Below are 21,515 nucleotides of genomic sequence, written 5' to 3' on the forward strand. Positions count from 1 at the left end.
TCGCATTTTTTTAAAGTTTCTACAAATCTCGCTCCAACTATAGGCTTATTATGTCGAGAAGTCACCCTTTCCTTTTCAATATGGAATATGCATAATAGGTAGTAATTTCCTGAATGAGAAGTGAATGGGTTGACAGCTTGATAACTAAGTCTATATAATCACCGGGAGGAAGGAGGAGTTTTTCATTCTATTAAAAACTATGAAAAACCTTATTCCCAAACCTTTTGGGAAGAAGAGAATGGCAATTGCCATTTGCAGTGCTATTCTTGTTTCTACAGCATTGGGAATACTAATATATCAAGGTACAAAGGATACAGTAACAATCATGTTAGACGGAAAAAAAGAGGTAGTGCGTACACACGCGGCTACTGTAAATGATATGTTGGAAGATTTAGAGATTACCGTTCAAGCCGCAGACTATGTCCATCCATCAAGAGCCACGAAGGTTGATAATGATTTGGAGGTGGTTTGGAAGCCTGCACAAAAAATCGTCATGGTACAGGATGGTAAGACGGAGGAAGTCTGGTCCACTGCCGAAACGGTAGATGAACTTTTAAAAGATCAAGATCTTAGTGTGAAGGAACAGGATAAGATCACCCCTTCAAAAAATACGAAGCTGAAAGCGAATATGGAAGTTGCCATAGACAAAGCCTTTTCACTGAAATTAGTGGTAGGTGGAGACGAAAAGCAGGTATGGTCAACTTCGACTACTGTCGCTGACTTTTTAAAGCAACAAGGAGTAAAACTCAATGATTTGGATAGAGTTGAGCCAGAATTAACCGAAAAAGTTGAAGCTGAGAATACGGTAAACGTAGTTCGAATTGAAAAAGTCACCGATGTAGTGGAAGAACCAGTTGACTTTGCTGTCATAACAAAAAAAGATGACTCTTTATCAAAAGGGAAAGAGAAAATTGTCAAAGAAGGAAAAGACGGACTCATTTCCAAGAAATATGAAGTTGTTAAGGAAAATGGCAAAGAGGTCAAAAGAGAATTACTTTCAGAAAAAGTAGTTAATAAAAAGCAGGATAAAGTTGTAACGGTCGGAACTCGAACGACAGTTGCCCAGGCATCACGCGGAGTAACTAACGTTAGTTCTTCAAGTGGAAAAGAAATATACGTTTCATCAACAGCTTATACTGCCAGTTGTAAGGGCTGTTCCGGTGTCACTTCTACAGGTGTAGATCTTAAGAGTAATCCGGGTGCGAAGATCATTGCTGTCGATCCAAGCGTAATTCCTTTGGGGTCTAAAGTATATGTAGAGGGATACGGCTATGCTGTAGCTGCTGACAAAGGCGGAGCAATAAAGGGAAATAAGATTGATGTCTTCTTTTCCTCAAAAAATGATGCCTATCGTTGGGGTGTAAAGAGAGTGAAGGTTCGCGTATTGGACTAATAAGGTTTCTCTCGCAGGAGATGAATTCGTCTCCTGTTTTTTGCGTTTTATTTTCCACTTGTTGAAAAACCCTATGTAAAACTGTTTTAATAAGATAGACGTCTCACTATTCCATAAGATTTCAATTTATGTGTGTAAACTTTCATAAATGATCTTGACTGGATTCTCTATCCAGAAAAATTTTACGGGGGACCGGTTACGTTTATCCAAGAGCTAATCAAAGCGTTTGCGCTTTTCTGTATGGAGGAAACCATGAAGAAGATTAAAGAGATTATTGTTGTAGAAGGAAAAGATGATACGGTAGCGATAAAAAGGGCTGTTAATGCTGATACAATAGAAACCAACGGTTCTGCGGTGAATGAGTCCTGTATCGAGCAGGTGAGGCTTGCACAAAAGACGCGTGGAGCCATCATTTTCACAGACCCTGATTTTCCTGGTCAAAAAATCAGGAACATCATTTCAGAACAAGTAAAAGGCTGTAAACACGCCTTTTTAACGAAGGAGGAAGCCCTTCCTAAGTCAGGTAGAGGAATTGGTGTGGAACATGCTTCTCCTGAGGCGATTCGTAATGCTTTAAAGGATGCCCAGTTAATGGATGAAGAGGCTTCAGAAGAGATTTCACAGCAGGATTTAATAGATGCAGGTTTAATCGGGGGATCCGGTGCCAAGGAACGAAGGGAAAAACTTGGATCTATTTTAAAAATCGGGTTTACCAATGGTAAACAGTTATATAAGAGACTAAAAATGTTCCAAATATCAACTGATGCTTTTGAGAAAGCGATGGTACAGATAATTCAGGAGGAAAATAATGAATAAGGATATTGCAACCCCTGTCAGAACGAAAGAAATATTAAAGAAATACGGATTCTCCTTTAAAAAGAGCTTAGGACAAAACTTTTTAATCGATACGAATATCTTGAAACGTATTGTCGAACATGCCAATTTGACAGAGGAAAGCGGCGCCATCGAAATTGGGCCGGGAATCGGGGCATTGACGGAACAACTAGCGAAAAGCAGCAAAAAGGTTGCGGCCTTTGAGATTGATCAGCGTCTACTGCCCATCTTATCGGATACACTGTCTCCCTATAACAATGTAAACATCATTCACGGGGATGTTCTCAAGGCTGATGTCAAGAAGGTAATCGAGGAGGAATTCGCTAGCTTCTCGGACCTGATGGTTGTTGCAAATCTGCCATACTATGTCACGACGCCGATCATTTTAAAGCTATTGTCCGAGGACCTGCCCATTAGAGGCATCGTGTGCATGCTGCAAAAGGAAGTGGCTGATCGAATTGCCGCAAAACCTGGGACAAAGGAATATGGTTCTTTATCCATTGCGATTCAATACTATACCGAAGCCGAAACAGTGATGATCGTACCCAAAACGGTATTCATGCCTCAGCCTAATGTTGATTCAGCTGTAATTCGCCTTACCTTGCGCGATAAGCCAATCGTTGAGGTCCTGGATGAGGATTTCTTATTCACTGTGACCCGGGCGAGCTTTGCACAGCGCCGGAAAACGATTTTAAATAACTTAACCAGTCAGCTGCCGGATGGCAAGTCGAAAAAAGAACTCATACTTGCCGCTCTCGAAGCCGCAGAAGTTGATCCTTCCAGACGGGGAGAAACACTGAGCATCAAAGAATTTGGCCGCTTAAGTGATGCCTTATTGCCGAATTTCAAATAAAGATAATGTGAAAGATTAAAGTCGGAATGGGGTCACTCCCAGCTTCCGGCTTTTTTTATTTTGATATCGGCATACCATGATGGGCGTACCCAAAAATGTAATCAATCCCAACCTTTCACCATTCAAGAATGGTTCGCATAACTTAAGAATGAAAATAAACTAGGGCGGGCTGAAAATAAGTCTTCTCATGGGGTGGGGCCATGAATATTCAAATAAACGATATTGTCGGTCGGGTTTCTTATAAATGCGACGTGTTGTTCCGGGTAATCGATATCCGTGATATTGACGGAAGGCGTGAAGCTATTCTTTATGGGGAAGATATCCGACTGATTGCAGATGCACCTTTTCAAGATTTAATGATCATTAATGATAATGAAAGAAATGATCGACAAAGAACGAATGAGATACTTCAAGAACAATCTTACCGCTTATTAACACAAGATCTAGAGTTGCAACAACAAAAAAATGGCTATCAATCGAGTAATGGCTATCGGTATAGCGGTGAATATTTTCAGATACCAGGGAGGGTCCTCCATGTTGATGGGGATGCATCTTACTTAAGGAAATGCATGGAGCTATATCAGAAATTCGGTATTCCGGTCAATGGCATCTATTGCAATGAAAAGGAAATGCCCCAAAGAATAGGGGGTTTGTTGGACCATTATCGGCCGGACATTCTTGTTGTCACCGGTCATGATGCCTATTCAAAATCAAAAGGACCGATGTCCGATATCAATGCCTACCGTCACTCAAAGGATTTTGTACAGACAGTTAGAGAAGCACGAAGGAAGGTTTCCCATTTAGACCAACTGATTATATTTGCCGGGGCTTGTCAATCGCATTTTGAATCATTAATCCAAGCGGGTGCAAATTTTGCAAGTTCACCCTCCCGTGTTAATATACATGCTCTTGATCCGGTATATATCGTCGGAAAGATAAGCTTTACACCTTTTTCCGATCATATTCATGTATGGGATGTCCTTCGGAATACATTAACGGGAGAGAAGGGTTTGGGGGGAATTGAGACTAAAGGGGTGTTACGGACCGGGTTGCCGTTCAAGCCATTTCAAGAAGAATGAACGAGCTGCATTTTGAAAGAATGCAGCTTGCTTTTGGTGGGGAAGAATTCGGATATCCTCACAAAAAAACGGGTTTTTTGTTTGGTAATGTCACTAAGTAATGATTTAACTACGAAAATTCGGTTTCATAATTAATGAAATAGTTCGTTTACATAATTTTTCATTTCCCAGGATATAATAAAATTGTTCGCGATTTTGCCGAATTTCAGATAAAAATATATTGACTACATTTTTAAGTGCTGATATAATTTATTATTTTGTTTGCGTATATTTGTAAATTGTGATATACTTAACTTAGTGAGGTGGACCGAAAATGCCAAAAACTCTAGCTGATATTAAAACTGCACTTGATTCAAACCTAGGTAAAAGATTGCTCTTAAAAGCAAACGGTGGAAGAAGAAAGACTGTAGAACGATTTGGAACTTTGGCGGAAACTTATCCGGCTGTTTTTGTAATTGAGCTCGACCAAGATGAAAATGCGTTTGAAAGAGTATCTTACAGCTATGCGGATGTTTTAACGGAAACCGTAGAACTAACATTTTTAAACAAACAACAAGAGATTTAACTTAGACGAGGCAGCGAACAACTATGTTTGCTGCTTTTTGTTTTGTATAAAATATCCTGTGAGTCCCAATAAAGGCTTATAAAGGATGTAATGAAATAGCGTATGATGCAAACACTAGGCATGTGACGGCATGTGAAAGGGGTTGCTTCGCTTGAGCAGGAAAAAAGGGATTATGTCAAATGGTCTTAAAGAGGAATTTGCTAAAGAACTTGGATTTTACGATGTTGTCCAGAAAGAAGGCTGGGGAGGAATCCGGGCGAGGGACGCAGGGAACATGGTAAAACTTGCTATCGAAAAAGCACAACGTCAATTGGTGAACAAGGAGTAAGATAAACACTTAATTGTATCATGCCGTCATGTTGAAAGTAGCCGGACTCTTTATGCAATGTATAGCTCTATTCATTTTTGCTTACATTGTAGTTAAGGAGTCTGGTTTTTTTATGTATCGGTAATTGCTATTTGGATATGTAGCAAGTCTTTTGGGATTCAGGAAGTGGCTGCTCTCCATGTGCCTACATGTGTCTATTCCCCTCTAAAGGCCAATCTTAGCTTCATTACATTGAAATTACGATGAAAAAACCTTTAGAATATAAACAAATATGATAGAATAGGACAAGAACTTTTAAGAACGTTAAAGTAGGTGGACATATTGAAGCTTATGGAAAAAGCCCCGGCTAAAATTAATTTGGCTTTGGATGTGCTTTTCAAACGGCCTGATGGGTATCATGAGGTGGAAATGATCATGACGACAGTCGACCTTGCCGATAGAATTGAACTAAAGGAAATAACGGGAAATCATATCCAAATTCTATCCCATAATCGATTTGTTCCGGATGATCATCGGAATTTAGCTTATCAAGCCGCATTTATTCTAAAGGAACGTTTTGGAATCAATAAAGGTGTTTCTATAACTATAGAGAAAAATATCCCTGTAGCCGCAGGGCTTGCTGGTGGAAGCAGTGATGCCGCAGCTACATTAAGAGGCTTAAATAGACTGTGGAAGCTAGGTCTTTCCATGGATGAACTTGCGGAAATAGGAGCTGAAATTGGCTCTGATGTTTCATTTTGTGTATACGGAGGTACGGCATTGGCCAGAGGGCGCGGGGAAAAAATCACGCATCTTCCTGCACCGCCAAAATGCTGGGTCATCTTGGCCAAACCGACGATCGGCGTTTCGACAGCTGATATATACAAAAGGCTCCAAACTTCAAAAATGGAGCATCCGGATGTACCTGGTATGATTACGGCTATTATGGAAAACAATTATCACGATGTATGCGAGGGGTTGGGCAATGTTCTGGAACAGGTGACATTGCAGTTATACCCAGAGGTTGCGAACATTAAAGATCAAATGAAGACATTTGGAGCAGATTCGGTCTTGATGAGCGGAAGTGGTCCGACCGTTTTTGGTTTGGTGGAACATGATTCGCGCATGCAAAGAATTTATAATGGACTTCGCGGATTTTGTGATCAAGTCTATGCAGTCCGTTTACTGGGTGATCGAAACAATCTTGAATAGAAACGTACATTAGTGGTATAGTTGCTATATAATATTCGGAATTCACAAAGGGGGTGTCTCAATGAAATTTCGTCGCAGCGAGAGGCTAGTCGATATGACCAATTATTTATTAGAACATCCGGGGGAACTTGTTTCGCTGACTTATTTTGCTGAAAGGTATAGTTCGGCAAAATCCTCGATCAGTGAAGATTTGACGATCATCAAAGATACCTTTGAACAACGCGGGATAGGATCTTTGACAACCGTTCCAGGTGCGGCCGGTGGAGTGAAATATATTGTTTCCATCAAGGAAGAGGAAGCCAATGCCTTCATTGACGGATTATGCGATACGATCGCTAGTCCCGAAAGGCTGCTTCCTGGCGGTTATCTATATATGACAGACATATTAGGACATCCGCAAACCGTGAATAAGGTTGGAAGGATAATCGCTTCAATGTATGCCAAGAAAAATGTCTCAGTCATCATGACAATGGCAACCAAAGGGATATCATTAGCATACGCCGTGGCAAATTATTTGAATGTTCCAGTTGTCATTGTAAGAAGGAATAATAAAGTAACGGAAGGTTCTACAGTGAGCATCAATTATGTTTCTGGCTCTTCAAAGAGGATTCAGACTATGGTACTCTCTAAGAGAAGCTTGGTTGAGGGTTCGAATGTATTAATTGTAGACGATTTCATGAAGGCTGGGGGTACCATCAACGGTATGGTCAGTCTATTGGATGAATTCAAGGCAACAGTTGCCGGTATTGCGGTGCTGGTCGAATCCGAACATACGGAGGAGTGCCTTGTCGAGGACTATGTTTCATTAATCAAGTTGACACAGGTGGTCGAAAGAGACAAGAAAATCAATGTCAGCCGAGGCAATTATTTTACGAAAAAGGATTAGGGGGAATCATTTCATGAAAACGATACATACGGATGAAGCACCGGCAGCGATCGGACCATATTCACAAGGCGTGATCGTGGATAAGTTATTTTTCAGTTCAGGACAGATTCCACTTACTGCTTCTGGTGAGATGGTTACAGGGGATGTCAAGGAACAAACACACCAGGTCTTTAAGAATCTCCAAGCTGTATTGAAAGAAGCTGGGGCTTCATTGGAAACTGTCATTAAGGCTACAGTATTCATTAAAAGTATGGAAGATTTCGGTTCGATTAATGAAATATACGGAGAATATTTTTCTGCTCACAAACCTGCTCGCTCTTGTGTAGAGGTTGCTCGGCTTCCGAAAGATGCACTAGTGGAAATAGAAGTGGTAGCGCTCGTTAAATAAACGGGCGTTTTTTTATTTTTTTGAAGGCCATTCGTAATGGGTAATTTTCCTGTAATATATGGGTGATTTTTAAAGTTTTTAAAAACTAGGCTGAATTTTCTAAAAAAATTACAGATAATAGAAGGAGTTCACGTTTTTTTGTTGAATATGTACTTTAAGTTTTAACAACAACAAAAAGGGATGGTGAGCTTAAATGGAAGTAACTGACGTAAGATTACGCCGTGTGAATACGGATGGTCGTATGAGAGCTATCGCATCAATTACACTGGATAATGAATTTGTGGTTCATGATATTCGTGTGATCGACGGAAACAATGGTTTATTTGTAGCAATGCCAAGTAAACGAACTCCAGATGGAGAATTCCGGGATATCGCTCATCCAATCAATTCCTCGACACGCGGGAAAATTCAAGAAGCTGTCTTGACAGAATATCATCGATTGGGAGAACTTGAAACTGAATTAGAGGAAGCTGGAGCAGGTGCTTCTTAAAATAACTTTACTTTTAAACTTTAAATTTATAATTCGTGCATCTAGAGCCTACTTCATAAGTAGTGCTCTTTTTTATTATTCAAAAACGGATAAGTTTAGAACTTGTCCGCTTATCATGCAGACATTTACTTTAATGAATTGTTAAACCTACGTTGTTATCTTCAAAAGTTTAAGTACCCGTCCTTTTTAATTTTTAAACCTTTTTGTCCACCCAGATATTGAAATTCCTGTAAGTGAGATTTAAGGGATACCACTTACTCTAGCCATCTGGCTGAAGATGAAATGAATTGGTAACCTGATTTCGGAATGGGAGTTAACAAAGGGTGAAGTATGCCCAAATGGCTTGTACATAGTGTATGGCGCACCATGGCAGTGTTTTGGGATAATGGGGGTCAACTGGTGTTCTAAAAGGCAGGAGACATTGTTTCTGTATTATGCCGTTAATGAAAATGACATCGAACATGATGTAAAATAATTCCCCAAGGTCCTATAATAACATTTTTAAGGCAGTTTAATATCGAACTTTTTTCACCTAATCGGTTGACAATTATATGTACTTTTAATTGTTACCTTGAAAAGAATCACTATTTGAGATAATATTTTTAGTGGATAAAAAGGTGAAAATGGAGGCCTGTTATGAGTAATCGTTATGCAATAATATTGGCCGCTGGGCAAGGTACTAGGATGAAATCTAAGCTTTATAAGGTTTTGCACCCTGTTTGCGGGAAACCAATGGTACAACATGTTATCGATCAAGTCAATCAACTTCAAATAGAAGATATTGTAACAGTCATCGGCCATGGAGCTGAAAAAGTTCAAGAACAACTTGGTGATTCATGCAAGTATGCCTTACAAGAACAGCAACTAGGTACGGCACATGCTGTAATGCAAGCGGAAAGCGTTTTATCCGTAAAAAATGGTACGACCCTTGTTATTTGCGGTGATACGCCTCTGATTAAAGCGGAAACGATGAAAGAGCTTATAGCATTGCATGAGCAAAGTCAGGCGAAAGCAACAATCTTAACAGCATATGCAGATAACCCTGCTGGCTATGGAAGGGTCCTTCGCGGTGAAGGCGGACTTGTAGAAAAAATCGTCGAGCATAAGGATGCCTCTGATGAAGAAAGATATGTTAAGGAAATAAATACCGGTACATATTGCTTCGACAATCAAGCATTGTTTAACGCGCTGAAAAAAGTTTCAAATGAAAATGTCCAGGGAGAATATTACTTACCGGATGTCATTGAAATCTTAAAACAGGAAGGCGAAGTGGTGACGGCCTTCCAATCCAGTGATTTCGAGGAAACATTGGGTGTGAATGACCGTGTGGCTTTATCGCAGGCTGAACAAGTTTTACGGAAACGCATCAATGAAAAGCATATGAGGAATGGTGTAACGATCATCGATCCGCTTACTACGTTCATTGAAGCGGATGTACAAATCGGGCAGGATACAGTCATTAACCCTGGGTCATTCATTAAAGGAAAAAGTATTATCGGGCAGGATTGCTTAATTGGCCCGAATACGGAAATCAGTAATTGTGAAATTGGTGATGGAACGGAAGTCCTCCAATCGGTTGTACATGAAAGCAGTATTGGAAGTTTTGTAAAAATCGGTCCATTCGCACATGTTAGACCTCAATCAGATATTAAGGATTCCGTTAAGATCGGTAATTTTGTCGAAATTAAAAAGACCGTTTTTGGCAAAGGAAGCAAAGTATCGCATTTGAGTTATATTGGTGATGCAGAGGTTGGGGAGAATGTTAATATAGGCTGCGGATCTATTACCGTGAATTACGACGGGAAAAATAAATATTTGACGAAGATTGAAGACAATGTTTTCATAGGCTGCAATTCTAATCTAGTTGCACCTGTAACGGTAGGAGAAGGAGCATATGTAGCTGCTGGGTCAACCATCACCCAAGATGTACCGCAGGATGCCCTATCCGTTGCTCGGGCTCGTCAAGTTAACAAAGAAGATTATGTCAAGAATTTGAAATTTAATAAATAACCGACGGAGGTCATCATGTCAAATCAGTATTTAGATCCTAATTTAAAAGTATTCTCTTTAAATTCAAACTTCGATTTAGCTCAGGAAATTGCTGCTGCAATCGGTGTTGAACTTGGAAAATGTAGCGTAACAAGTTTCAGTGACGGTGAAGTTCAGATTAATATTGAAGAAAGTATTCGTGGCTGTGACGTATACGTAATCCAATCAACAAGCCAACCAGTCAATGAAAATTTAATGGAACTTTTAATTATGATCGATGCTCTTAAACGTGCTTCAGCTAAAACGATCAATATTGTAATGCCATATTACGGTTATGCCCGACAAGATCGTAAAGCGCGTGCGCGTGAACCAATTACAGCTAAACTTGTCGCAAATCTTTTAGAAACGGCTGGTGCCCACCGAGTAATCACATTAGATCTTCACGCACCACAAATTCAAGGTTTCTTCGATATTCTGATCGATCACCTTGTTGCTGTTCCGATTTTAGCTGATTTCTTCAAGGAAAAAGATTTAAGTGATATCGTCATCGTTTCCCCAGATCATGGCGGTGTAACACGTGCCCGTAAAATGGCCGATCGCCTAAAAGCGCCGATCGCCATTATCGATAAGCGCCGTCCAAGACCGAACGTGGCTGAAGTCATGAACATCATTGGTAATATTGAAGGGAAGACAGCAATACTGATTGATGACATCATCGATACTGCAGGAACTATTACACTAGCGGCCAATGCCCTTGTGGAGAATGGCGCTAAAGCAGTGTATGCCTGTTGTACACACCCAGTCCTTTCAGGTCCTGCCATCGAAAGGATTCAAAATTCAACGATCAAGGAATTGGTCGTGACTAACTCGATTGCCCTATCTGAAGATAAGAAAATCGATAAAATTGTTGGACTTTCTGTAGCACCATTGATTGCAGAAGCAATTATTCGTGTGCATGAGGAACAATCAGTCAGCACATTATTCGATTGATAACATAATAAACGAAAACACGGCGGGCCATCGGGCTCGCCGTGTTTTTGTTTAAAGTTTCAGAAAACACTTAATTCTTAGTTGACAGATGAGAATAGTAATAATAAAATAGCTATACAAATTCAATTCATATTTAAATGAAAACTGTACTAACGCAGGTGCATACTGGTTAACGCCGATCGGACTACCGAAGGCTCCTTTTCACTTACCAATAGAACATTAGGCATCATTTTGCCCTATTGTCTTATCGGTGAAGGAAAGGAGTCTTTTATTTTTATATAAATAGTTTAAGAAGGGTGTGCAGAATATGAAGAAAAAACGAAAGATATGGCTGCTGTCCATCTTCAGCATCTTCATGCTGATAGTAAGTGCATGTGGGCAGGAAAAGAACAGTTCCACAAGTGCTGACGCAAAAGAATCAGATAAAACCATCCGAATCGGTTATCAAAAATTCGGGACATTAAATATTTTAAAATCAAAAGGGAATCTGGAAACACGTTTAAAAGAAGTGGGATATACCGTCGATTGGACTGAATTCCCTGCAGGACCTCAGCTGCTTGAAGCCTTGAATGTCGGCAGCCTTGATTTTGGGCACACAGGGGAGGCGCCGCCGATATTTGCACAGGCAGCCAAGGCTCCGCTTGTCTATATTGCCAATCAACCGGCAAACCCATCAGGAGAGGCCATAGTCGTACAAAATGATTCACCCATTAAAAATGTGAAAGATTTAAAGGGAAAGAAGGTTGGTTTGAATAAAGGTTCCAATGTGCATTATTTATTGGTCAAAGCTTTAGAGGAAGCAGGACTTACTCTTGATGATATTACCCCGGTCTACTTGCCACCGGCAGATGCGAGGGCCGCTTTTGAAGGAAACCAAATTGATGCCTGGGTAATATGGGATCCATTTTTATCAGCGGCGGAATTGGAGCTTGAAACGAAAACGATCCGGGATGGAGAAGGACTGGTTGCGAATCGTGAATTCTTCTTGGCAACTGATTCATTTGCCGGGAACGAAGAGGCTTTGAAGATCATCAAAGAAGAACTGATAAAAGTTGATAAATGGATTGAAGAAAACCCAAGGGAGGTCGCTGAGTTTTTATCTCCGGAAATTGGAATGAGTGTGAAGGCATTGGAAAAAACATTAAATAGAAAAGAATACGGACTTGAGGAGATTTCCAGTACGGTTTTGGATGATCAACAAAAGATTGCCGATACATTTTTTAATCTTAAATTAATTCCAAGCAAGATTAATGTTCTAGATGCATCTGCAGATGTTAAAAAAAATTAAGGGGGAAATAAAATGAAAGTATTTTGGTTTTTGCCATCACATGGGGAAAGTCGCTATTTAGGATCGACAAAGGGAGGGAGAGCGATTACACTTCCTTATTTAAGACAAATTGCACAGGCAGTCGATCATTTAGGTTTTGAAGGGGCTTTGCTTCCAACAGGCCGGTCTTGTGAGGATGCTTGGGTAGTTGGTTCTTCATTGATTTCTGCAACGGAAAGAATGAAATTTTTAGTTGCGATCCGTCCAGGTTTAATGTCGCCAACCTTGGCTGCGCGTATGGCTTCAAGCTTCGACCGGTTGTCGAATGGCCGTCTTTTGATCAATGTTGTAACTGGGGGGGACCCAGTCGAATTGGCAGGTGATGGCGTGTTTCTAAATCATGAGGAACGCTATGAGCAAACAAATGAATTTCTCGATATCTGGAGAAGGGAAATGTCTGGTGAGAGTGTGGACTATGAAGGGGAGCACCTAAAGGTTGAAGGCGGGAATATTCTGTTGTCACCTGTACAAAAACCGTACCCACCGCTCTATTTCGGAGGTTCATCCGAGCCAGCCATCGATATATCGGGAAAGCATATTGATGTCTACTTGACTTGGGGTGAGCCGCCGGTGCAAGTGGCTGAAAAAATTGAAAAGGTACGTAAAAAAGCAGCCGAGTACGGACGTGAAGTCAGATTCGGCATTCGCATGCATGTCATTGTAAGAGAAACGGAAGAAAAAGCTTGGCAGGCAGCGGACGAACTCATTAAATATGTGGATGATGAAATGATTGAAAATTCACAAAAGATTTTTGAGCGATTTGATTCAGTGGGACAGAAGCGGATGTCGCAACTTCATAATGGAAGCAGGGATTCACTCGAAATCAGTCCAAATTTATGGGCGGGTGTAGGTCTAGTGCGCGGTGGTGCCGGTACAGCACTAGTCGGAAGTGCGGAAAATGTTGCCGCCAGAATGAAGGAATATGAAGAAATCGGAATAGAATCCTTTGTTTTATCCGGGTACCCTCACCTGGAAGAAGCGTACCGTGTGGCGGAATTATTATTCCCTTTACTCCCTGTCGAACAGCAGCAAGTTCCTGTTTCGAAAGCGACGAGTCCATTCGGGGAAATACTGGCAAATGACCACTACCCTACAAAAGGAAGTGAAATTGAAGATGAAGTTAAACAAAAAGTTCAATAGGTTCCACCTCATATCATGGCTTGTGCCCATTCTCCTTTTGGTAACTTGGCAGCTGCTGTCTTTGTGGGGGATTCTGTCGGAACGGATATTGCCTGCCCCGACTGAAGTCTTTCAAGCTGGCGTCGCTTTATTGAAAACAGGGGAACTTATAGATTATATCGGCATCAGTGCTCAGCGGGCATTCATCGGCTTTTTAATCGGCGGGGTCATTGGTTTTGTACTAGGGTTGTTAAATGGATTATCATCCATTGCTGAAAGCTTATTCGATACATCGCTTCAGATGTTGCGTAACATTCCGCATTTAGCTTTAATACCACTGGTGATTCTATGGTTTGGTATAGAAGAAGAAGCGAAAATTTTCCTTGTCGCTTTAGGGGTTCTATTTCCTATCTACTTAAATACATTTCATGGAGTGAAATCGGTGGATAAGGATTTAATTGAAGCGGCAAGGGTTTATGGGTTAAGTGGTTTTTCTTTATTCTGGAATGTGATCCTCCCTGCAGCCTTTCCATCCATTTTGGTGGGTATCCGCTTCTCCCTTGGAATCATGTGGGTCACATTAATTGTCGCAGAAACAATATCCGCCAATTCCGGAATAGGATATATGGCTATGAATGCCCGGGAATTCATGAGGATGGATATTGTTGTTCTCAGTATTCTCTTATATGCCTTATTGGGAAAAATATCGGACGTTGCGGCCAAATTAATTGAAAAAAGATGCTTAAAGTGGCATCCATCATACCAATGAGGAGGTCATTAATATGATAAATGGTAATTCGTTGGAGTTGCAGGGTGTAAGAAAGGATTTTGGGGAGTTTGAAGTATTAAAGGGAATGGACCTCACATTTAAAACAGGGGAATTTGTAGCCATTGTCGGTAAGAGTGGGTGTGGAAAGAGCACCTTGCTTCGTCTTGTGGCAGGACTGGAAAAGCCGACGGGCGGGCAGATACTGGTGAATGGAAAGCCATTGAATGGATTAAATAAATCGTCACGTACGATGTTCCAGGATGGAAGGCTGTTTCCTTGGAAAAAAATCCTTGAAAATATTGGTGTAGGCTTAAAAGGGGATTGGAGGCCAAATGCTATGGAATTACTGGAGCAAGTGGGCCTTGCAGATCGAGCAAATGAGTGGCCGTCCGTTTTATCTGGGGGGCAGAAACAAAGGGTGGCATTAGCGAGGGCATTGGTGAACCAGCCTGACATACTCCTCTTGGATGAGCCGTTGGGGGCATTGGATGCTTTGACGAGAATTGGCATGCAAAGGCTGATTGAGGAGCTATGGAGGAAAAGGGACTTTACTGCCTTGCTTGTTACACATGATGTTGAAGAAGCCGTAATGCTTGCCGACCGTGTCATATTAATCGAAGAAGGCAAAGTCGTCATGAATAAGGAAATCAATCTGCCGAGACCGCGGAAAAAGGATAGCATTCAATATTCATCACTAGCAGTCCAAATCCTTAACCGGGTGATGCAAGTTGAGGGGGAAATGGAAAAAAAGGCGATTCACGCTTGAATCAGAGAAAAAAATGAAAAAAGATTTTGCAGAAAATTCCTATGTTTACCATATGTTTATCACCTTCTTGCTCCCTTCGGATTTTACCTTTCATGTTTAATGATTCGCCATTTAGGGAAATGTTAAATATAGAGAAACTTGCAATTCATATTCAGGAAGGCGGAGGATGTATGAGTAATATATTAGCTGCGAAAGAACGTACGGATTCAAAACACTCTAATTTAAGGAATTTGAGAGAAAACGGCGAAATCCCTGCGATAGTATATGGCAATAAAAATGACAGTACGGCCATTTCAGTCAATAATATTGAGCTTCAAAAGACAATCAAGGAAATAGGCCGTAATGGAATCATTTCATTGGACTTGGAAGGTAAGAATTATAAAGTCATGCTCTCTGACTATCAAAAGGATCCAATAAAGAACTCCATTTATCATGCAGACTTTTTAATTGTAGATATGTCCGCCCAATTACAGGCACAAGTTCGCATTAACCTTGTCGGTGTTTGTAAAGGCGTGAAAGACGGCGGGGTCCTTCAGCAGTCTCTTCATGAAGTGACGGTTACGGCTAAACCTAATGACATTCCTGACTCCATCGATGTTGACGTTACCGAACTTCAGGTAGGGGATACAATCTACATATCCGATATCCAAACGAATAAACAAGTTACAATCGGCAATGATGGTGAAGAAGTCGTTGCATCTGTTTTGGCTCCTCGCCAGGAAGAGGAAATAAGTACAGGTGAACAGCAAGATGGCGGTATTCCTGAAAATGAAGAAGGCAGGGAAACCAAGGCATCACCAGAGTCATGATGCCGGGATTAAACAAGTGAATCGTGATATAATAGGCGTAGCTCTTAACGAGTTACGTCTTTTCAATCTCTGGATGCATCCATTTAAGCCGGACCATGATTGACTTCTTTAATTAGGGTTTTTCCTAATTAGTTCTCCGGTCGCTTGCAGGCAAGCTTGAAATTAGGGTACTATTTTTCTAAGGTCAATGATCTTGGAAAAACTTCGTCCCAGCGTAACTCCCTAAATAACGGTAATGACGGAGTGTGAATCATGAAAATTATTGTAGGGTTAGGGAACCCAGGTAAACAATATGAAAAAACTCGGCATAACGTCGGATTTGAAGTAATAGATGAGTTATCCAAAAGATGGTCGATCCCACTTGATCAAGCAAAGCATAAGGGGATCTATGGTGTGGGAATGGTGAAGGGAGAAAAAGTTTTATTGCTTAAACCCTTAACCTACATGAATTTGTCAGGGGAATCCATTTCGGCTGTCATGCATTTCTTTAAGGTGGATATCGCGGATGTTGTCATTATATATGATGACCTTGATTTGCCTCCAGGGAAGCTTCGCCTTCGTCAAAAAGGAAGTGCAGGCGGTCATAATGGGATAAAATCTTCAATTGCCCATTTGGGTACGCAGGAATTCAATCGAATCAGAATAGGCATTGGCCGCCCGCTTGGCCGTATTCCGGTATCTGACTATGTTTTAGGGCGTTTTTCGCCTGAAGAATGGGATCATGTCGGGGCAACGATCGAAAAAAGCGCAGCTTCTTGTGAAGCCTGGTTGGAAAAACCATTTCTACAGGTCATGAACGAATATAACCAATAAGCAGAGAGTAGATATAAGTAAAGAATAATATCTTCCTGTTTCGCTGAATAAAACCCCTCTACTTTTGTACATACTAACACTATTACTAAAATAGGGGGTTACCAAATGGCTCTCCATTATCGATGCCGACATTGCGGAACTAAGCTGGGCTCAATCGAGGCACACTCACTGAGTACGGAGCAGTTAGGTTTTAATCAACTTACCGATGAAGAGCGACAAGAGATGATCGTTTATGATTCTGAAGGGGATATGCATGTAAGGGCGATATGTGAAGACTGTCATGAATCGCTGCAAAGAAACCCTGATTTATATGAAAACGATTATATTATTCATTAGCGGGAGAGGGCTTTGGACAAAATCCAAAGCATTTTTCCGTTTGTCTGGAATACCAGGGCACAAAAAAATGCCGTTAATAAAAAGGACGCTTGGTTAATTGGCCAAGTTCTAATACAAAGATTTCAAATGGTTTTCGCACGTTAAGAGAGGGGGGAAGAAAATGAATGGATTACAGAACTTGTTCTCCAAACAAGATGATGTTCATTCGTTAATAGCCGGCATTGATGAAGGACTTAAGGAGCAAATCGTCTCTGGTCTGACAGGTTCCTCGAGATCACTATTGCTGGCTTCCGTATATGAAAAGACGAATAGGCCTATTTTATTGGTTACCCATAATTTATTGCAAGCACAAAAATTCCAAGAGGACTTATCCAGTTTCATTCCCGAGGAAGAATTATATATATATCCAGCCAATGAATTGATCGCGGCTGATTTGAGTGTAGCCAGCCCGGAATTAAGGGCTCAACGTGTAGAGGCATTGAACTTTTGGGCGGAAGGAAAGAAAGGGATTGTCATTGCGCCAATTCCAGGGGTGCGTCGTGTGCTTCCTCCAAAGGATATTTGGAAGAGGCATCAGCTAACGTTTAATTTAGGGGAAGACATCGAGCTTGAACCAACGCTTAATAAATTCATTGCCATGGGTTATAACCGGTCTGAAATGGTTGCTTCTCCAGGTGAATTCAGTATCAGGGGCGGCATCATCGATATTTATCCGATCACCGAACCTAATCCAATACGAATTGAATTATTCGATACCGAAATAGATTCAATAAGGACCTTTTCAAGTGAAGATCAGCGATCCATCGAGAAACTCAAGAAGGTGACGATTGGTCCCGTCAGTGAGGCTTTGCTAGAGACGGAGCATATCGAAAGAATCATAACAAGGCTCGAGAGCGGATTAAGTAAAAGCTTGAAGAAACTTAAAGACGAGAAAACCAAGGAACAGCTGGTCCAAACGGTCAGTTATGAACTTGAACAGCTGAAAATGGGGAATATACCCGACAAAATCTTTAAATACTTAAGTTTAGCGTATGAAGATCCAGCTAGTTTAATAGATTATTTACCGGTAAATGGTTTGGTTTTCTTAGATGAAATCAGTAGAATCCAGGAAATCAATGATTCATTGGAAAAGGAAGAGGCTGGGTGGTACACAGACCTTTTAAGTCAGGGACAAATTATCCATGACATAAAATTGGCTCATCCCATGCAGGAATTAATAGTGAAATCCAGCAGGCCGTTTGTATACCTTTCATTGTTTTTACGGCATGTACCGCATACGAATCCTCAGAATATCCTGAATTTTGCCAGTAAACAAATGCAAAATTTCCATGGACAGATGAATGTGTTCAAAGCTGAACTGGAACGGTGGAAAAAAGGGAAATATACAGTCGTCATACTTGGACAGGATGAAGAACGGGTAAAAAAGCTGCATTCGGTTTTAGCCGATTATGATATAGAGGCAGCAGAACTGTTTAATGCGAACAGCATTCTTCCAGGTAAAGTACAGATTTTACGCGGCAGTCTGAATAGCGGTTTTGAATTACCTATGCAAAAGTTCAGTATCATCACGGAAACGGAATTGTTTAATAAAAAGTCAAAGAAATCAGTACGGAGACAGAAACTATCGAATGCGGAGCGAATCAAGAGTTATTCCGAACTGAAGATCGGTGACTATGTCGTTCATGTTAATCATGGTATCGGTAAATACTTGGGTATTGAAACCCTTACGATAAATGGGGTCCATAAAGATTACCTGAATATTCGTTATCAAGCGGATGACAAATTGTATGTTCCTGTCGACCAAATTGATCTTGTCCAAAAATATGTCGGTTCTGAAGGAAAAGAACCGAAGCTCTATAAGCTAGGCGGAACGGAATGGAAACGTGTCAAAAGCAAGGTTCAATCATCTGTTGAGAACATTGCCGATGATTTAATCAAGTTATACGCAGAGAGGGAAGCGGCAAAGGGCTATGCCTTTTCACCTGATGGTGATATGCAGAGAGAATTCGAAACATCATTCGCTTATAACGAAACGGAAGATCAATTACGTTCCATAGTCGAAATCAAAAAGGATATGGAACGGGAACGGCCGATGGATCGTTTATTATGCGGTGATGTTGGATATGGGAAGACAGAGGTGGCCATCCGAGCCGCTTTTAAAGCCATAATGGATGGCAAGCAGGTTGCATTTCTTGTTCCGACCACAATCCTCGCCCAGCAGCATTATGAAACATTAAGGGAGCGTTTTCAAGATTATCCGATTTCGATTGGTCATATGAGCCGTTTCCGGACTAAAAAACAGCAAACCGAAACGATTAAAGGATTGAAGGCCGGCACGGTGGATATCGTGGTTGGCACGCATAGGATTTTATCCAAAGATATCGTGTACCGCGATTTGGGATTGCTTATCATTGATGAAGAACAGCGCTTTGGCGTTACACATAAGGAAAAGATCAAACGGTTAAAAACTAATGTGGATGTACTGACTTTGACTGCGACGCCGATTCCGAGGACACTTCATATGTCCATGTTGGGCGTGAGGGATCTGTCCGTCATCGAAACACCGCCTGAGAACCGGTTCCCGATCCAAACTTATGTCATGGAGTATAATGGCTCATTGGTAACGGAAGCGATAGAACGGGAATTGGCCAGGGGTGGTCAGGTTTATTTCCTTTACAATCGGGTAGAGGATATAGCAAGAAAAGCAGAAGAAATTTCCATGCTGGTGCCCGATGCCCGTGTCACCTTTGCTCATGGGCAAATGACAGAGCAAGAACTGGAAGCCGTCATGTTCGGCTTTTTAGAAGGTGAATATGATGTTTTGGTAAGTACAACCATTATAGAGACGGGTGTCGATATTCCGAATGTCAATACGCTTATCGTGAATGAAGCGGATAGAATGGGACTTTCACAGCTCTATCAGCTGCGTGGGCGTGTAGGACGATCCAATCGGGTGGCATATGCATTCTTCACTTATAGGAAAGATAAAGTGTTGACGGAAGTGGCAGAAAAACGTCTTCAATCCATTAAGGAATTTACAGAATTGGGTTCAGGGTTCAAAATCGCGATGCGTGATTTATCCATCAGGGGAGCCGGAAACATTCTAGGGGCTCAACAACATGGCTTCATTGATTCAGTCGGTTTTGATCTGTATTCACAAATGTTGAAAGAAGCGGTAGATGCGAAACGTAATGACCAGCCAGCCGAAGAAAAGAACACCCTTGAAATCGACGTTGAAGTGGATGCTTATATCCCTGATGCCTACATAATGGATGGACATCAGAAAATAGAAATGTATAAAAGGTTCAGAGGTATTGCTTCGCTAGAAGAAGTGGAAGAATTACAGGATGAAATGATCGATCGTTTCGGAGAGTATCCAGAAGAAGTTTCCTATTTATTCATGATTGCCGAAATGAAGGTATATGCTGAAAAGGCCGGAATTGAAAGCATTAAACAATTAAAGCAGGAAATCAGCATTATCCTTAGGGAAAAGGTCAGCAGCGATGTGGATGGACAAAAGGTGTTCGAGCTGGGATCGAAGTATGGCCGTATGGTCGGCTTCGGCATGGACGGCAATAGAATGAAGCTGGTCCTGCACATAAAAGGCGTAGAACAAAGCAAATGGCTTAATATCTTATTTGAGATGACCAAGGGTTTACAGTATGTAAAAAAAGAGACGCAAGCAACAAAAAACTAAAATTGAATGATAGTCCTCTTGGAGAAATTTTTTTAGGTACCATGGTAAAAAAATGCAACAAAAAGAAAAATTTTTTCAAAGTGCATAGAACTTACCATTAGAAAAATACTAAGTACAATAGCTGGTGATGATTTTGCTACAAAATGAGGATTTATCAAATCAATTAGATGAAAGTGAGGCAACATTAGATGAAAGCAACTGGTATCGTTCGCCGAATTGATGATTTAGGAAGAGTCGTCATCCCGAAAGAAATTCGCAGGACCCTCCGTATCCGTGAAGGAGATCCACTGGAAATATTTGTGGATAGAGATGGAGAAGTCATCCTAAAGAAATACTCCCCTATTAGTGAATTAGGGGATTTTGCTAGGGAATATGCAGAAGCACTTTATGATAGCCTTGGAAACCCAGTTATGATTTGTGACAGGGATACTTACATTGCAGTGGCAGGCGGCTCCAAAAAAGAATACTTAAATAAAAGTGTTAGTGAACTAGTGGAAAAAATCATGGAAGAAAGAAATCCTGTCCTCGAATCTCCGAACGGACAAGTTTCATTCGTTGATTCCAATGATGAAGAGGTCCAATCTTATACTGCAGCTCCGATCATTGCGAGTGGCGACCCGATTGGTGCAGTCTTGATTTTCTCTAAAGATAGTACCATTGGTGAAGTGGAACAGAAATCGGTTGAAACAGCAGCAAGCTTCCTAGCTAGACAAATGGAACAGTAACCTTGGACATGCCATTATATTTTTAAAGGTGGAAAGGGCAGCAATCACGCTGTCCTTTTTGCAATTTCAAAAAAAGAAGTGGATATGGAAAATAATTAACAGTATGGCTAGAATCGAAAAATAACCATTAGAATTATGCTATAATAACTACCACATATGAGTGAAAAG

21 protein-coding genes are annotated in these 21,515 nt (G+C 41.0%); all 21 read left to right on the top strand.

Annotation, left to right across the window (positions count from 1 at the left end):
- Nucleotides 1–238 precede the first annotated feature (238 nt).
- The 21 genes from OSJ91_RS00240 to spoVT all read left to right on the top strand — a co-directional run bounded on the left by OSJ91_RS00240 (nucleotide 239) and on the right by spoVT (nucleotide 21,347).
- Entirely contained in the window at nucleotides 239–1,393 is a 1,155-nt protein-coding gene (locus tag OSJ91_RS00240) for a ubiquitin-like domain-containing protein (protein WP_485890815.1), read from the top strand.
- Between the two features lie 252 nt (nucleotides 1,394–1,645).
- A complete protein-coding gene (rnmV, locus tag OSJ91_RS00245) occupies nucleotides 1,646–2,209 on the top strand; it encodes a ribonuclease M5 (protein ID WP_137019647.1) in 564 nt (187 codons plus the stop codon).
- Nucleotides 2,202–3,080, top strand: a complete 879-nt coding sequence (rsmA, locus tag OSJ91_RS00250) for a 16S rRNA (adenine(1518)-N(6)/adenine(1519)-N(6))-dimethyltransferase RsmA (protein WP_485890816.1) — start codon at nucleotides 2,202–2,204, stop codon at nucleotides 3,078–3,080. The genes rnmV and rsmA overlap by 8 nt, the downstream gene beginning before the upstream one ends.
- Before the next feature lie 200 nt (nucleotides 3,081–3,280).
- Entirely contained in the window at nucleotides 3,281–4,159 is an 879-nt protein-coding gene (yabG, locus tag OSJ91_RS00255; RefSeq protein ID WP_350300840.1) for a sporulation peptidase YabG, read from the top strand.
- 313 nt (nucleotides 4,160–4,472) lie between these two features.
- Nucleotides 4,473–4,724 (top strand): biofilm formation stimulator Veg, encoded by a 252-nt coding sequence (veg, locus tag OSJ91_RS00260; RefSeq protein WP_061440325.1) that lies wholly within the window; start codon nucleotides 4,473–4,475, stop codon nucleotides 4,722–4,724.
- Nucleotides 4,725–4,875: 151 nt separating this feature from the next.
- Entirely contained in the window at nucleotides 4,876–5,052 is a 177-nt protein-coding gene (locus OSJ91_RS00265; RefSeq protein ID WP_485890817.1) for a small, acid-soluble spore protein, alpha/beta type, read from the top strand.
- Nucleotides 5,053–5,373: 321 nt separating this feature from the next.
- Nucleotides 5,374–6,243 (top strand): 4-(cytidine 5'-diphospho)-2-C-methyl-D-erythritol kinase, encoded by an 870-nt coding sequence (gene ispE / locus OSJ91_RS00270; RefSeq protein WP_350300841.1) that lies wholly within the window; start codon nucleotides 5,374–5,376, stop codon nucleotides 6,241–6,243.
- Nucleotides 6,244–6,304: 61 nt separating this feature from the next.
- Nucleotides 6,305–7,129: a pur operon repressor gene (gene purR, locus OSJ91_RS00275; RefSeq protein WP_350300842.1), complete on the top strand. Its 825-nt coding sequence runs from the start codon at nucleotides 6,305–6,307 to the stop codon at nucleotides 7,127–7,129.
- 13 nt (nucleotides 7,130–7,142) lie between these two features.
- Nucleotides 7,143–7,517: a RidA family protein gene (locus OSJ91_RS00280; protein ID WP_350300843.1), complete on the top strand. Its 375-nt coding sequence runs from the start codon at nucleotides 7,143–7,145 to the stop codon at nucleotides 7,515–7,517.
- Nucleotides 7,518–7,710: 193 nt separating this feature from the next.
- Entirely contained in the window at nucleotides 7,711–8,007 is a 297-nt protein-coding gene (gene spoVG / locus OSJ91_RS00285) for a septation regulator SpoVG (RefSeq protein ID WP_034316332.1), read from the top strand.
- A gap of 636 nt (nucleotides 8,008–8,643) precedes the next feature.
- The gene (glmU, locus tag OSJ91_RS00290; protein WP_413020122.1) at nucleotides 8,644–10,017 is read left to right on the top strand and encodes a bifunctional UDP-N-acetylglucosamine diphosphorylase/glucosamine-1-phosphate N-acetyltransferase GlmU; all 1,374 of its coding nucleotides are present in this window, start codon (nucleotides 8,644–8,646) and stop codon (nucleotides 10,015–10,017) included.
- Nucleotides 10,018–10,032: 15 nt separating this feature from the next.
- Nucleotides 10,033–10,986: a ribose-phosphate diphosphokinase gene (locus tag OSJ91_RS00295; RefSeq protein WP_061440331.1), complete on the top strand. Its 954-nt coding sequence runs from the start codon at nucleotides 10,033–10,035 to the stop codon at nucleotides 10,984–10,986.
- A 307-nt stretch (nucleotides 10,987–11,293) separates the two neighbouring features.
- On the top strand, nucleotides 11,294–12,274 hold the full coding sequence (locus OSJ91_RS00300; protein WP_485890818.1) for a sulfonate ABC transporter substrate-binding protein: 981 nt from the start codon (nucleotides 11,294–11,296) through the stop codon (nucleotides 12,272–12,274).
- Between the two features lie 12 nt (nucleotides 12,275–12,286).
- Entirely contained in the window at nucleotides 12,287–13,453 is a 1,167-nt protein-coding gene (gene ssuD, locus OSJ91_RS00305) for an FMNH2-dependent alkanesulfonate monooxygenase (RefSeq protein WP_350300846.1), read from the top strand.
- Nucleotides 13,428–14,201: an aliphatic sulfonate ABC transporter permease SsuC gene (gene ssuC, locus OSJ91_RS00310; protein ID WP_350300847.1), complete on the top strand. Its 774-nt coding sequence runs from the start codon at nucleotides 13,428–13,430 to the stop codon at nucleotides 14,199–14,201. Before ssuD ends, ssuC begins: the two co-directional genes overlap by 26 nt.
- 13 nt (nucleotides 14,202–14,214) lie before the next feature.
- Entirely contained in the window at nucleotides 14,215–14,967 is a 753-nt protein-coding gene (locus tag OSJ91_RS00315; RefSeq protein WP_485890819.1) for an ATP-binding cassette domain-containing protein, read from the top strand.
- Nucleotides 14,968–15,137: 170 nt separating this feature from the next.
- On the top strand, nucleotides 15,138–15,776 hold the full coding sequence (locus OSJ91_RS00320) for a 50S ribosomal protein L25/general stress protein Ctc (protein ID WP_350300849.1): 639 nt from the start codon (nucleotides 15,138–15,140) through the stop codon (nucleotides 15,774–15,776).
- 252 nt (nucleotides 15,777–16,028) lie between these two features.
- Nucleotides 16,029–16,589: an aminoacyl-tRNA hydrolase gene (gene pth / locus OSJ91_RS00325; RefSeq protein ID WP_350300850.1), complete on the top strand. Its 561-nt coding sequence runs from the start codon at nucleotides 16,029–16,031 to the stop codon at nucleotides 16,587–16,589.
- A 105-nt stretch (nucleotides 16,590–16,694) separates the two neighbouring features.
- Nucleotides 16,695–16,925, top strand: coding sequence for an anti-sigma-F factor Fin (fin, locus tag OSJ91_RS00330; protein WP_034316319.1), 231 nt, complete (start codon nucleotides 16,695–16,697; stop codon nucleotides 16,923–16,925).
- A 160-nt stretch (nucleotides 16,926–17,085) separates the two neighbouring features.
- A complete protein-coding gene (mfd, locus tag OSJ91_RS00335) occupies nucleotides 17,086–20,622 on the top strand; it encodes a transcription-repair coupling factor (RefSeq protein WP_350300851.1) in 3,537 nt (1,178 codons plus the stop codon).
- 188 nt (nucleotides 20,623–20,810) lie between these two features.
- The gene (gene spoVT / locus OSJ91_RS00340; RefSeq protein WP_063574550.1) at nucleotides 20,811–21,347 is read left to right on the top strand and encodes a stage V sporulation protein T; all 537 of its coding nucleotides are present in this window, start codon (nucleotides 20,811–20,813) and stop codon (nucleotides 21,345–21,347) included.
- Nucleotides 21,348–21,515: the final 168 nt, after the last annotated feature.

This window comes from Bacillus sp. T-10(2022) (assembly GCF_056502895.1).